The 11,767-nt window shown below is 73.7% G+C and carries 14 protein-coding genes; 8 read left to right on the forward strand and 6 right to left on the reverse strand.

What is annotated here, in order from left to right; genetic code table 11:
• A partial coding sequence (locus tag ACXYMW_RS17255; RefSeq protein WP_459036576.1) for an AAA family ATPase occupies positions 1-1,926 on the reverse strand: 1,926 nt, incomplete at its 3' end.
• Positions 1,927-2,115: 189 nt separating this feature from the next.
• Between ACXYMW_RS17255 and ACXYMW_RS17260 the strand changes: the two genes are divergently transcribed.
• The 3 genes from ACXYMW_RS17260 to ACXYMW_RS17270 all read left to right on the forward strand — a co-directional run bounded on the left by ACXYMW_RS17260 (position 2,116) and on the right by ACXYMW_RS17270 (position 4,073).
• Positions 2,116-2,571 (forward strand): GNAT family N-acetyltransferase, encoded by a 456-nt coding sequence (locus ACXYMW_RS17260; RefSeq protein WP_459036577.1) that lies wholly within the window; start codon positions 2,116-2,118, stop codon positions 2,569-2,571.
• A 170-nt stretch (positions 2,572-2,741) separates the two neighbouring features.
• Complete coding sequence (locus tag ACXYMW_RS17265) at positions 2,742-3,611, forward strand: 50S ribosomal protein L11 methyltransferase (protein WP_459036578.1); 870 nt, start codon at positions 2,742-2,744, stop codon at positions 3,609-3,611.
• Between the two features lie 123 nt (positions 3,612-3,734).
• Entirely contained in the window at positions 3,735-4,073 is a 339-nt protein-coding gene (locus ACXYMW_RS17270; RefSeq protein ID WP_459036579.1) for a hypothetical protein, read from the forward strand.
• Positions 4,074-4,154: 81 nt separating this feature from the next.
• Here the strand turns inward: ACXYMW_RS17270 and ACXYMW_RS17275 are convergent, their stop codons facing one another.
• Positions 4,155-4,361 carry a DUF1127 domain-containing protein gene (locus ACXYMW_RS17275; RefSeq protein ID WP_459036580.1) on the reverse strand — a complete coding sequence of 69 codons (207 nt, stop codon included), beginning with the start codon at positions 4,359-4,361 and terminating at the stop codon, positions 4,155-4,157.
• A 308-nt stretch (positions 4,362-4,669) separates the two neighbouring features.
• Here ACXYMW_RS17275 and ruvC point away from each other — a divergent pair, with 308 nt between their 5' ends.
• Genes ruvC through ruvB form a run of 3 tightly spaced genes read left to right on the forward strand, consistent with a single transcriptional unit; the run spans position 4,670 to position 6,876 of the window.
• Complete coding sequence (gene ruvC, locus ACXYMW_RS17280; protein ID WP_459036615.1) at positions 4,670-5,167, forward strand: crossover junction endodeoxyribonuclease RuvC; 498 nt, start codon at positions 4,670-4,672, stop codon at positions 5,165-5,167.
• Positions 5,164-5,841: a Holliday junction branch migration protein RuvA gene (ruvA, locus tag ACXYMW_RS17285; protein ID WP_459036581.1), complete on the forward strand. Its 678-nt coding sequence runs from the start codon at positions 5,164-5,166 to the stop codon at positions 5,839-5,841. Before ruvC ends, ruvA begins: the two co-directional genes overlap by 4 nt.
• A 3-nt stretch (positions 5,842-5,844) precedes the next feature.
• Positions 5,845-6,876, forward strand: a complete 1,032-nt coding sequence (ruvB, locus tag ACXYMW_RS17290; protein WP_459036582.1) for a Holliday junction branch migration DNA helicase RuvB — start codon at positions 5,845-5,847, stop codon at positions 6,874-6,876.
• A 106-nt stretch (positions 6,877-6,982) separates the two neighbouring features.
• On the opposite strand, the gene acpS is transcribed toward ruvB, so the two are convergent.
• The 4 genes from acpS to ACXYMW_RS17310 are packed head-to-tail and all read right to left on the reverse strand — an operon-like array spanning position 6,983 to position 10,167.
• A complete protein-coding gene (gene acpS / locus ACXYMW_RS17295) occupies positions 6,983-7,384 on the reverse strand; it encodes a holo-ACP synthase (protein WP_459036583.1) in 402 nt (133 codons plus the stop codon).
• Complete coding sequence (locus ACXYMW_RS17300) at positions 7,381-7,854, reverse strand: deaminase (protein WP_459036584.1); 474 nt, start codon at positions 7,852-7,854, stop codon at positions 7,381-7,383. The genes acpS and ACXYMW_RS17300 overlap by 4 nt, the downstream gene beginning before the upstream one ends.
• Positions 7,851-8,603: a pyridoxine 5'-phosphate synthase gene (locus ACXYMW_RS17305; protein WP_459036585.1), complete on the reverse strand. Its 753-nt coding sequence runs from the start codon at positions 8,601-8,603 to the stop codon at positions 7,851-7,853. Before ACXYMW_RS17305 ends, ACXYMW_RS17300 begins: the two co-directional genes overlap by 4 nt.
• 25 nt (positions 8,604-8,628) lie before the next feature.
• Positions 8,629-10,167 carry a DUF2125 domain-containing protein gene (locus tag ACXYMW_RS17310; RefSeq protein WP_459036586.1) on the reverse strand — a complete coding sequence of 513 codons (1,539 nt, stop codon included), beginning with the start codon at positions 10,165-10,167 and terminating at the stop codon, positions 8,629-8,631.
• Between the two features lie 130 nt (positions 10,168-10,297).
• On the opposite strand from ACXYMW_RS17310, the gene ACXYMW_RS17315 reads away from it, so the two are divergent.
• Together ACXYMW_RS17315 and ACXYMW_RS17320 are read left to right on the forward strand one after the other, a co-directional pair.
• Positions 10,298-11,050 (forward strand): SDR family oxidoreductase, encoded by a 753-nt coding sequence (locus tag ACXYMW_RS17315; RefSeq protein WP_459036587.1) that lies wholly within the window; start codon positions 10,298-10,300, stop codon positions 11,048-11,050.
• Entirely contained in the window at positions 11,047-11,655 is a 609-nt protein-coding gene (locus tag ACXYMW_RS17320) for an enoyl-CoA hydratase/isomerase family protein (RefSeq protein ID WP_459036588.1), read from the forward strand. The genes ACXYMW_RS17315 and ACXYMW_RS17320 overlap by 4 nt, the downstream gene beginning before the upstream one ends.
• The last annotated feature ends 112 nt before the right edge of the window (positions 11,656-11,767 follow it).

The raw sequence follows: 11,767 nt of genomic DNA on the forward strand, positions 1-11,767 counted from the left end.
CAGCGCGGCGCGTCGGTTCATCTGTTCGAGCCGCAGCGCCGCCGCCGAGGGCATGTCGGCGCTGGCGGCGCGGAAGCCGTCCCAGCGCCAGAGATCGCCGTCGCGGCTGACCAGGCGCTGGCCCGGACGCAGCGCCGCCTGCAGCGCCGGGGCGGCGGCGGGCTCGACCAGGCCGACCTGGGCCAGCCGCCGGGCCAGCGCCGCCGGCGCGGTGACCTGCGCGGCCAGCGCCGGGACGCCGCCCGGCAGGGCGGGCGGGGCGTCGTAGGGCGGCAGGGTGATCCAGCCCGAGCCGCCGGAATCGTCGATCTCGGGGGCGCGCAGATCCTCGGCCAGGGCTGCGCCCAGCGCCTTCTCGTAGCCCGGCGCGACGCTCAGCGCGTCGAGGATCTGGCTGCCTTCGCCGCTGTCCCGCTCCAGCAGACGCGACAGCGCGGCGAGTTCGGCGGCCAGCGTCGCCGCGGCGCCCTCTTCCTCCGCGCGCTCGGCCCGCGCCTCGGCCTCCAGCGCCTGCGCCTCGGCGCGCTGCTCCTCGGCCTCGGCCAGGGCGGCCTCCGCGGCCTCGGCCATTTCGCGGGCGGCGGCCTCGCGCTCCGTCGCCTCCTCCTGCGCCGCGCGGCTATCGGAGAGCGCCGCCATGGCCTGCGCCGCGGCGTCGCGGGCGGCGCGTTCGGCGGCGCTGCCGCGCTCCAGCATGCGGCGCGCCTCGGCGGCGGCGCGCTCGGCCGATTGGTGGCGGGCGGCGAGCCGCGCCACGTCCTCGGTGCGCTCGGCCAGCGCGGCCTCGCGCTCCTCGAGGATCGACGCCGCCTCGCGGGCGGTCTCGGCGGCCTCCTCGAGCCGCTCGGCATGGCCCGCGCCCTCCGCCTCGAGGCCCGCGCGCTCGGCCTCGAGGCCCGCCAGGGTCTCGCCGGCATCGCGGTCGAGCGCGGCCTCGCGCTCGAGATCGCGGCTCAGCTGCTCGATGCGCCGGCGCAGCGTGGCGATGCTCTCCTCGGCGCGGCGTTCCTCGTCGGCGAGGCGGTCGCGCTCGGCCAGGAGGCGCTGCAGCACCGCCGCGGCGATCGTCTCCTCCTCGCGCAGCGCCGGCAGCGCCGCCTCGCGCTCGGCCCGGGATGCGGCGGCGCGGCGCGCGTCCGTCTCGGCCTGGACGGCACCGGCGGCGGCGGCGCGGCGGGCCTCCTCGGCGCTGCGCGCCTGGGCCTCGGCCTCGGCCCAGCGGCGGTAGAGCAGCAGCCCCTCGGCCTGGCGCAGCTCGGCGGCGATGGCGCGGTAGCGCGCCGCCTGCCGGGCCTGCCGGGTCAGCGTGGCGAGCTGCCCCGCCAGCCCCTCGACCACGTCGTCGACCCGGGTCAGGTTGGCCTCGGTGTTCCTGAGCTTGAGCTCGGCCTCGTGGCGGCGCTGGTAGAGCCCGCCGATCCCCGCGGCGTCCTCGAGGATGCGGCGCCGGGCCTTGGGCTTGGCGTTGATCAGCTCGGAGATCTGGCCCTGGCGCACCAGCGCCGGGCTCTGCGAGCCGGTGGCGGCGTCGGCGAACAGCATCTGCACGTCGCGCGCCCGCACGTCGCGGCCGTTGACCTTGTAGGCCGAGCCGGCATCGCGGGTGATGCGGCGCACCACGTCGAGCTGGTCGGCCTCGTTGAACCCGGCCGGGGCGAGCCGGTCGGCATTGTCGATCAGCAGCTGCACCTCGGCGAAGCTGCGCGCCGAGCGCTGCGTGGTGCCGGCGAAGATCACGTCCTCCATGCCGCCGCCGCGCATCGCGGTGGGGCGGTTCTCGCCCATCACCCAGCGCAGCGCCTCGAGCAGGTTCGACTTGCCGCAGCCATTCGGTCCGACCACGCCGGTCATGCCCTCCGAAATCAGCAGATCGGTGGGGTCGACGAAGCTTTTGAAGCCGGTCAGCCGAAGCCGGGAAAAGCGCATGGACGGCCCTGATTCCTGCCCGTCCGCCCAATTTGCCGAACCAGCCCCGCCCCTGTCAAAGCGTTTCCTCAGCATCTTGGCGGTCGTTCGCCGGTTTCCACTAGATGTGGCTGGAACATGGACTAATGTTTCGCTTGACCCCCCGTCCGGCGCAAGTTTCCATGGTTCAAGCTGCCGCTGGAGTAACCCATGCCCCTCAGCATCCGCGCCATGTCGCCGCGCGAGCCGGAAGCGATTTCGCTTCTGGAAGCCAGCCATGCGCTGATGGCCCGCCTGTTTCCCCCCGATGCGATCTTCTCGCTCGACGTCAATGCGCTCTGCGCCCCAGGGGTCAGCTTCTACGGCGCGGTCGAGGCGGGCGCGCTCCTGGGCTGCATCGCGCTGGTCCGGCACGAGGATTACGCCGAGGTGAAATCGCTGTTCGTGGCCCCCGAGGCGCGGGGCATCGGCCTTGGCGCGCGGCTGCTCGCGCATGTCGAGGAGGTCGCGCTGCGCGAGGGCATCACGATCCTGCGGCTGGAAACCGGCGACAAGCTGTTGGCCGCCGATCAGCTTTATCGCCGGCGCGGCTACCGCGTCCGCGGGCCCTTCGGGGGCTATCCCGACGGTGCCTGCAGCGTGTTCTTCGAGAAGCCGCTGCGGTGATTTTCCGCGCCAATGGTTAAGGTCCGGTTACCGAACGCGGCGCTCCGCGCGGCGGACGTTGGCGGCGCGCGAGGTTCCGTGGAAAACGCTTGGCACACGCCCGGAGCGCCCGGCGCGCGCTGGGGGGTGCGCGCCGGGCGCGTTGATCCCCCCGCTGTCGCGAGGCGCCGATGACCACCTTCACCGCATTCACCACGCTGCGCGGCCGCGAACCGGCCGAGGCCCTCGGCGAGGCGCTGGAAGAGCTCGACCCGGCCCCCGAGGGCGTCGGCGTCTTCGAGATCGAGGACGGCTCCGGGCTGTGGGAGGTCGGCGGCTACTTCACCGAGACCCCCGACACGGTGGGTCTGGCGCTCCTGACCGCGGCCTATGGCGCCGGCGAATTCGTGATCTCGGAACTGCCCGAGACCGACTGGGTGGCGCATGTCCGGCGCGAACTGCGCCCGGTCGAGGCGGGGCGCTTCTTCGTCTATGGCAGCCACGACGCCGACAAGGTGCCCGAGGGGGTGGAGCCGCTGCTGATCGAGGCGGCGATGGCCTTCGGCACCGGCCATCACGGCACCACGCTGGGCTGCCTGCGGGCGCTCGACCGGCTGGCCGGCGCGGGCTTCGTGGGCCGCCGCGTGGTCGATGTCGGCTGCGGCACCGCGGTGCTGGCGATGGCCGCGGCGCGGATCTGGCCGGATCCGGTGCTGGCCTCCGACATCGACGCGGTGGCGGTCGAGGTGGCGCAGGCCAATGTCGATGCCAACGGCCTCACCGGCCGGGTGACCTGCCTCGAGGCCGCGGGGTTCGAGCATCCGCGCCTCGCCGCGGCGGCGCCCTTCGACCTGGTCTTCGCCAATATCCTGATGGCGCCGCTGATCGCGCTTGCCCCGGACATGGCGGGCGCCATGCAGGGCGGGGGCCATGCCATCCTGTCGGGGCTCCTGAACGAGCAGGCCGACGAGGTGATCGCGGCCTATGATGCGGCCGGGTTCGACCTCGCGCATCGCGACGAGATCGGCGAATGGACGACGCTGACGCTGACCCGGCGCTGAGACGGGCCGCATTCGCGCCGTCTTCTAGGGACATTTGCCGCGAATGCCGCAAAAATGCCCCAATCCAGCTTTACGTACACGTCAGCGACGCAGCGGTGGGGGCCGTTTGAGTCGAGGCTGCCGATGCACGACGCATTGAAGAATTTCGAACGGCGCCACCGCGAGGTGCAACGCAAGCATTCCCGTCTGGCGCAGGGCTACGTCACCCGGCTGGGCCGCAACGGCGTGATCGAGCATCATCCGAAGCGCGACTATACCGGCCACGCGGCCATGCCCCTGATGATCCTCACGGTGACCTTCGTCGCCCTCAAGACGATGCTTCTGACCGGCCTCGGCGCCGAGGCTTACGAGGGCCACCTGGCGACCCTCTCCGACGGCGGCGCGGTGGAGCGCATGGGCGCCTGGCTGATGCAGCACGACCCGCTTACCGGTTTCCTGGCCGGACTGCTCGGCGGCCGCTGATCCGCCCCGAAAGACCGTTCCCCGAACATGAAAACGGCCGCTCCCGGGGAGCGGCCGTTTCCGTCTGCGCCGGGGCTGCAATCAGCCGCGGGCGACGCGGTGGATGTCGCCGCGCGACAGGCCGATATCGTTGAGCTCGTGGTCGCTCAGCGCCGAGAGGGCGCGGACGGTGCGGCGGGCGTCGTTCCAGGCGACGATGCGGTCGTAGACCGACAGGATGGCGCCGGCGACGTGCTGGGAGAGGCCGGTCGAGGCATAGCCGGGGCGCAGGGCGTGGTGCATGAACATGGTTGCGATTCCGTCACGGAAAGGGGGGAGGAGCGTTTGTCTGACGCCCACATATTGAGCAGGTATTGCCCCCGCAAGCGGCGAAAACTGCATGGCATTCATGCGATTCCGGCATGTCTGCTCTTTCTTTAAATTCCTGATAACAAACCGATAAAATACCGTCATCCGATGTCGCTGCAGCGCAGCAATACGTCGTTTTCGGAGCATGTCCGGGGCCTGGTGCCCCGGCCCCCGCCGCGGTCGCGGGGCTTGGCCCGTGTTCGCGTTTCGTGCTAGGCCTGCGCAAAAGAACGGGCGGGCAGGCAGTGATCAGGGTTATGGGCATCGATCCGGGGCTGGTGAACCTCGGATGGGGGGTGATCGAGGCCGAGAGCGGGCGGTTGCGCCACGTCGCCAACGGCATCCTGCATTCCGGCCAGGGCAGCCTGGCGGCGCGCCTGCTGGCGCTGCACCGGCAGCTCACCGAGGTGGTGGCGCGGCACGCGCCCGACACCGCGGCGGTGGAGCAGACCTTCGTCAACAAGGACGCCGCCGGCACGCTGAAGCTCGGCCAGGCCCGCGCCATCGCGCTCCTGGTGCCGGCGGCCTTCGGCCTCGAGGTCGGCGAATACGCCCCCAACAAGGTCAAGAAGACGGTGGTGGGCGTGGGCCATGCCGACAAGACCCAGGTGGAGCATATGGTGAAGATGCAGCTGCCCGGCGCCCGCATTGCCGGTCCCGACGCCGCCGACGCGCTGGCCATCGCGATCTGCCACGCGCTCTACGTGCAGGCCCCGGGGCTGCGCCGGATCGGGGGCGCGGCATGATCGGGCGGGTCGCCGGACGGGTGGTCTACAAGGCGCTCGACCACGTGCTGATCGAGGCCGCCGGCGTGGGCTACGTGGTGATGTGCTCGGACCGGGTGCTGGCCGGGCTGCCGGGGCCCGGCGAGGCGGCGGCGCTCTATACCGACCTCCTGGTGCGCGAGGACCTGCTGCAGCTCTACGGCTTCCCGACGCTGGTCGAGAAGGAATGGCACCGGCTGCTGATGAGCGTGCAGGGGGTGGGCGCGAAGGCCTCGCTGGCGATCCTCGGCGCGCTGGGACCCGACGGGGTGAGCCGGGCCATCGCGCTGGGCGACTGGAACGCCATCAAGGCGGCCAAGGGGATCGGCCCGAAGACCGCGCAGCGCGTGGTCAACGAGCTGAAGGACAAGGCGCCGGGGATCATGGCGATGGGGGTGCAGGCGCCCGGGCCGCAGCTCGTCGAGGCCGCCGCGCCGCCCGCCGCGGGCAGCGCCGGAGCGCCCGCCGCCGCCGCGCCGCCGCCGCCGCGCCCTGCCGCCTCGGCGCAGGCCGAGGCGCTGTCGGCGCTGTCCAATCTGGGCTACGCCCCGGGCGAGGCCGCGGGCGCGGTGGCCGAGGCCGCGGGCGGCGATCCCGAAGCTGACACCGCCGGGCTGATCCGCGCCGCGTTGCGGCTCCTGGCGCCGAAGGGGTAAGCCATGGCCGAGCCCGATCCGACGCTGCGCCCGGAGAAGATGGCCGAGGACCGCGACCGCGCGCTGCGCCCGCAAAGCCTCGACGATTTCGTCGGCCAGGCCGAGGCGCGCGCCAACCTGCGGGTCTTCGTGCAATCGGCGCGCCAGCGCGGCGAGGCGATGGACCACACGCTGTTCCACGGCCCGCCGGGGCTCGGCAAGACCACGCTGGCGCAGATCATGGCGCGCGAGCTCGGGGTCAATTTCCGCATGACCTCGGGGCCGGTCCTGGCCAAGGCCGGCGATCTGGCCGCGATCCTGACCAATCTCGAGGCCCGCGACGTGCTCTTCATCGACGAGATCCACCGGCTCAACCCGGCGGTCGAGGAGGTGCTCTACCCGGCGATGGAGGATTACGAGCTCGATCTGGTCATCGGCGAGGGGCCGGCGGCGCGCACCGTGCGGATCGAGCTGCAGCCCTTCACCCTGGTCGGCGCCACGACCCGGCTGGGGCTTCTGACGACGCCGCTGCGCGACCGCTTCGGCATCCCCACCCGGCTGCATTTCTACACCGTCGAGGAGCTCGACACGATCGTCACCCGCAACGCCCTGAAGCTGGGCGTGCGGGCCGAGCCCGAAGGCGCGCGCGAGATCGCGCGGCGCGCCCGCGGCACGCCGCGGATCGCCGGGCGGCTGCTGCGCCGGGTGGTGGATTTCGCGGTGGTCGAGGGCGACGGCGTTGTGACCCGCGCGCTGGCCGACAACGCCCTGACCCGGCTCGGCGTCGACGGCGCTGGGCTCGACGGCGCCGACCGGCGCTACCTGACGCTGATCGCGGAGAATTACGGCGGCGGCCCGGTGGGGATCGAGACCCTGTCGGCGGCGCTGTCGGAAAGCCGCGACGCGCTCGAGGAGGTGATCGAGCCCTACCTGCTGCAGCAGGGGCTGATCCAGCGCACGCCGCGCGGACGCATGCTGGCGATGAAGGCCTGGCGGCATCTCGGCCTGGCGCCGCCGCGGCGCGAGGGCGACGGGCAGGGGGCGCTGTTCGAGTAGCGGGGCCGGCGCGTGTCGGCCTGCGCGGCAGGGGCCTCCGGCCCCTCTTGGCCTGCGGCCAATTCACCCCGGGGATATTTGCGCTCAGAAGAAGCGGCGCGGCGCCTCAGGAGCGGGGGCGGGCCTCGATCACAACGAAGGCCTGGGCCCAGGGGTGGTCGTCGGTCAGGGTGACGTGGATCACCGCCTCGTGGCCCGGCGGGGTCATCGCGGCCAGGCGGTCGGCGGCCCAGCCGGTGACGCGCATCACCGGCTGGCCGGTGGCGAGGTTGGAGACGCTCATGTCCTTCCAGGCGATGCCCATCCGCAGCCCGGTGCCGAGCGCCTTGGAACAGGCCTCCTTGGCGGCCCAGCGCTTGGCATAGGTGCCGGCGATGTCGGCCCGGGCCTCGGCCTTGCGCTGCTCGGTCGCGGTGAAGACCCGGTTCCGGAAGCGGTCGCCGAACCGGTCGAGGGTGCCCTGGATGCGCTCGATATTGGCGAGGTCGGTGCCGATGCCGAGGATCACGCGCCGGACTCGTAGATATGCGCCACCCGGTCGGCGTCGAGGCCGCCGACCCAGCCGAAGGCGTCGCCCGAGGCGCGGGCGAAATCGGCGAGGCCGAGGCCGGGGAACCGGAAGAAGTCCGGCGCCCGCTCCTGCGTCATGGCGAAGACCAGCCGGCCGATGCCGGCCCAGCGCATCGCCGCGAGGCACATCTCGCAGGGCTGCATCGAGGCGACCAGCGTGGCGCCGGACAGGTCCGGCCCGCCGGCTTCGCGCGCCGCCGCGGCGATGGCCACGATCTCGGCATGGCGCGACGGGTCGCCGTCGCGGTCGACCTCGTTGTCGCAGAGCGCGATGACCCGGCCGTCCCGGACGATGGCGGCGGTGAAGACCGGGCCGCCGCCCGGCCGGGCGCGCGCCACGGCGCGGTCGAGGACGGCGTCGAGCGCCGCGCGCTCGGCCGGGCTGGGGGTGATCGCGGCCCGGCTCATGCCCGCGCCCCGTCCATGCGGCGGCGCATCTCGGCGATCGCCGCCGCGAGCCCGGTGAACACCGCCTCGCCGATCAGGAAGTGGCCGATATTGAGCTCGCGGATCTGCGGCAGGGCGGCGACCGGGCCGACCGTGTCGTAGCCCAGCCCGTGGCCGGCATGGACCTCGAGCCCGAGATCGTGGCCGAGCGCCGCCATCTCGCGGAGCCGCGACAGCTCGGCGTCGCGGGCCTCGGCGCGGCCCTCGGCATGGAGGTCGCAATAGGCGCCGGTATGCAGCTCGATCACCGCCGCGCCGACCCGCGCCGCGGCCGCGACCTGGTCCGGGTCGGCGGCGATGAAGAGCGACACCCGGCAGCCCGCCTCCGCCAGCGGCGCGATGAAGCGGGAGAGCCGGTCGGCATCCCCGGCGACGTCGAGCCCGCCCTCGGTGGTGCGCTCCTCGCGGCGCTCGGGCACCAGGCAGACGGCGTGCGGGCGGTGCCGCAGCGCGATCGCCTGCATCTCCGCCGTGGCCGCCATCTCGAAGTTCAGCGGCACCCGCAAGGTCGCCACCAGCGCCTCGATATCGGCGTCGCGGATATGCCTGCGGTCCTCGCGCAGATGCGCGGTGATGCCGTCGGCGCCGGCGTCCTCGGCGGCCCGCGCGGCGCGCAGCGGGTCGGGCAGGGCGCCGCCGCGGGCATTGCGCAGGGTGGCGACGTGGTCGATGTTCACCCCGAGGCGGAGCGGCGTGGCGGTGTCGGTCATGGTCGGTCCCCGTTCCGGCGGCGGCTCAGCGGATGCGCTGCCCGTTGGCCAGGATCTGGCCCTGGTCGTTGATGGTGATGGTGGAGGTGACGCGGTCCTCGCCGGCCGGCACCGCGAACATGCTCAGCATCATCCGCGCCCCCATGGCCTGGCTCTCGGGCAGCAGGCCCATGCCGACCAGCGCGTCGATCAGCGCGTCGGCGCCGGCCAGCGTGAAACGGGCCTCGCCCTCGGGCGCCGGCATGCCGTCGAAGGTCTCGGTGTCGGCATTGTCGAAGGTGAAGGCCCCGGTGCCGGTCAGCTCGGCCCCGGCGGCGGCCAGGTCGAGCCGCTCGAGCGTCAGCGTGTTGAGCTCCGCCACCGGCTGGTCCTCGGCCTGCCGCGCCGCCACGGCGGCGGGGTCGAGAAGGTCGACGAAGGGCGTGACCTCGGCGGCGAGGTCGAGCCGGGCGGTCGCCGGCGCCCGCGGCAGCGCGCCGGCCGGGTCGATGAGCGCCCAGACCGCCTCGGACGGCATCAGCTCCGACAGGGTCAGCGCCAGGGCGGCGGGCTGCGGGGTCTCCGCGGCCTCCAGGGGCAGCGTCAGCTCGGCGCCCAGCTCGGCGATCTCCGCGCCCACCGCGAAGGGCAGCCCCGGCAGGATCATCGACCAGGTGACATCCGTCGTCCGGGCGCCGTAGCTCAGGCCCTGCGCGTCCAGCGCGAGGTTCAGCGCGCCGCCGCCGCTCGAGGTGCTGCCGCTGGTGCTGCGGCCCTGCTCGGTGGCGGTGAACTCGCTGCTGCCGGCGGCGAAGGCCAGGCGGCCGGTGGCGGTGAGCCCGTCGGCGAGCAGCCGGCCGAGATGCTCCTCGCCGGGCTGGCCGGGCGGCAGCCGCGACTCGATCTCGGCCGCGGCGTCGCGCAGCGTGCCCGACAGCGCCACGCCCTCGCCGGTCTCGGCCTCGGCGAAGGCCAGGGCATAGCGCGCCTCGGCCGCGGTCAGGTCGTGGCTCACCGTCCAGCTGCCGCCGGCCTCGGCGATGCCGGTGCGGCCGGCGACCTCGGCCAGGTCGAGCCGCAGGTCGGCGGCGTCGCGCGACAGGCTCTGGCCGTCGAGCCGCATCTCCTCGAGGCTGAGGCCGAGCCGCGCCGCGCGATACTCGTAGCGCGGCGCCTCGGCGCTGCCGGTGACCGCCAGGTCGAGGTCGGAATGGCTGAAATCGAAGCGCAGGACGCTCTCGCCGCCCTCCGGCTCGGCGATCCGCGCGGTGATCGGCTGCGACGCCGGCAGGGTGACCGCCACGCCGCCATCGCCGCGCTCGCTCAGCACCAGATCGCCGAGCCCGATCTCGACGCTGCCGCCGTCCCGGGGCAGGTCGAGCACCGCCCGCGCCCCGGCGATGCGCAGCGCGCCGTCGCGGCGCAGCGCCTCGCCCTCGACGCGGTAGCCGAGCGCCGCCAGCTGGTCGCGGAAGGCCAGCCAGGCCTCCTCGGCGGCGATCTCGGCCGCGGCCGGCGCGGCCAGCAGACCGGCGAGCGCCAGCGGCGCCGCCAGGGCGGGAGGGGACAGGAACAGACGGGCCATGACGCGTCCTTTCGGCGGGGGGGGCGATCGGCGCCCCATCCTCTGCCGCGCCCCCCCGAGGGTCAAGGGGCTGGACCGGAACCGCCCGCAGCCGTTAACAGATCCGCGAGCACAGCAAGGGATCAGCGTGATGGACATGAGCGGACGGGTGGTGATGATCACCGGAGCCAGCCGCGGCATCGGGGCGGCCGCGGCGCGGCGCTTCGCCGAGGCCGGGGCCCGGGTGGCGCTGGTGGCGCGCAGCGCCGAGCCGATCGCCGAACTGGCCGGCGAACTGGGCGGCGAGCGGGCGGTGGCGATCACCTGCGACATCTCGCGCTACTGGGAGGTCCGGCAGGCGGTGGAGAACTGCCTCACCGCCTTCGGCCGGCTCGACGTGCTGGTCAACAATGCCGGGGTGATCGAACCGGTGGCGCATCTGGCCGAGTCCGACCCCGACGCCTGGGGCGACGTCATCGACATCAATCTCAAGGGCGTGTTCCACGGCATGCGCGCGGCCCTGCCGGCGATGCTCGAGAATGGCGGCGGCACCCTGCTCACCATCGGCTCGGGCGCGGCGCACGGCCCGGTCGAGGGCTGGTCGCATTACTGCGCCTCGAAGGCCGGGGCGCTGATGCTGACCCGGATGGCCGACAAGGAATACGGCGCCAGCGGCATCCGCGCGCTGTCGCTGTCGCCGGGCACCGTGGCGACGCAGATGCAGAAGGAGATCAAGGCCTCGGGCATCAACCCGGTGAGCCGGCTCGACTGGTCCGAGCACATTCCCCCCGAATGGGTCGCCGAGGCGCTGCTGTGGATGTGCAGCCCCGAGGCCGACGGCTTCCGCGGCGCCGAGGTGTCGCTGCGCGATCCCGAGATCCGGCGCAGGGTGGGCGTGGCGTGATCCGGGTCGACGAGGCGGACGGGCTGCGCCGGGTCACGCTCGACCGCGCCGACAAGGCGAACGCGCTGACCGCGGAGATGCTGGAGGGGCTCTGCGCCGCGGTGGAGGGCGCCGGCGCCGCCCGCGGCCTGATCCTGACCGGCGCGGGCGGGGTGTTCTCGGCCGGCGCCGATCTCGACGCGGCGCGCGCCGGGCTGACCGTGTCGCCGCTCTGGGAACGGCTCTCGGCGGCGATCGCGGGCTTCCCCGGGATCAGCGTCGCGGCGCTCAACGGCACCGCGGCGGGCGGCGCCCTGGGCATGGTGCTGGCCTGCGATCTCCGCCTCGCCGTGCCCGGCGCAAAGTTCTTCTACCCGGTGATGAAGCTGGGCTTCCTGCCGCAGCCCTCGGACGCGGTGCGGCTGGCCGCGCTGGTGGGCCCGGCCCGCGCCAAGATGATCCTGATGGCCGGCGCCAAGGTGGCGGCCGAGGAGGCGCTGTGCTGGGGCCTGGTGGACCGCATCGTGGCGCCCGGCGATCTCGCCGGCGAAGCCGAGGCGCTGACCCGCGACGCCCGCGCCGCCGCCCCGGACCACGCCCGGGCCATCCGCGCCCTGATCCCCTGAGCCCGCCCGGGTCCCGTCCCGGCCCTTCTTCTGAGCCGAAATATCCCGGGGTGAATTGGCCGCCCCCCGGGGCGGCCAAGAGGGGCAGCGCCCCTCCCGCCTCAGGCCTGCC

Source organism: Roseivivax sp. CAU 1761 (assembly GCF_054482755.1).

What these genes read in the sequence shown, in the direction of transcription:
- ACXYMW_RS17260 (WP_459036577.1), top strand. Translation starts at nt 2,116, where the DNA reads ATGCCCCTCAGCATCCGCGCCATGTCGCCGCGCGAGCCGGAAGCGATT.
- ACXYMW_RS17265 (WP_459036578.1), top strand. Translation starts at nt 2,742, where the DNA reads ATGACCACCTTCACCGCATTCACCACGCTGCGCGGCCGCGAACCGGCC.
- ACXYMW_RS17270 (WP_459036579.1), top strand. Translation starts at nt 3,735, where the DNA reads ATGCACGACGCATTGAAGAATTTCGAACGGCGCCACCGCGAGGTGCAA.
- ACXYMW_RS17275 (WP_459036580.1), bottom strand. Translation starts at nt 4,361, where the DNA reads ATGTTCATGCACCACGCCCTGCGCCCCGGCTATGCCTCGACCGGCCTC.
- ruvA (WP_459036581.1), top strand. Translation starts at nt 5,164, where the DNA reads ATGATCGGGCGGGTCGCCGGACGGGTGGTCTACAAGGCGCTCGACCAC.
- ruvB (WP_459036582.1), top strand. Translation starts at nt 5,845, where the DNA reads ATGGCCGAGCCCGATCCGACGCTGCGCCCGGAGAAGATGGCCGAGGAC.
- ACXYMW_RS17300 (WP_459036584.1), bottom strand. Translation starts at nt 7,854, where the DNA reads ATGAGCCGGGCCGCGATCACCCCCAGCCCGGCCGAGCGCGCGGCGCTC.
- ACXYMW_RS17305 (WP_459036585.1), bottom strand. Translation starts at nt 8,603, where the DNA reads ATGACCGACACCGCCACGCCGCTCCGCCTCGGGGTGAACATCGACCAC.
- ACXYMW_RS17310 (WP_459036586.1), bottom strand. Translation starts at nt 10,167, where the DNA reads ATGGCCCGTCTGTTCCTGTCCCCTCCCGCCCTGGCGGCGCCGCTGGCG.
- ACXYMW_RS17315 (WP_459036587.1), top strand. Translation starts at nt 10,298, where the DNA reads ATGGACATGAGCGGACGGGTGGTGATGATCACCGGAGCCAGCCGCGGC.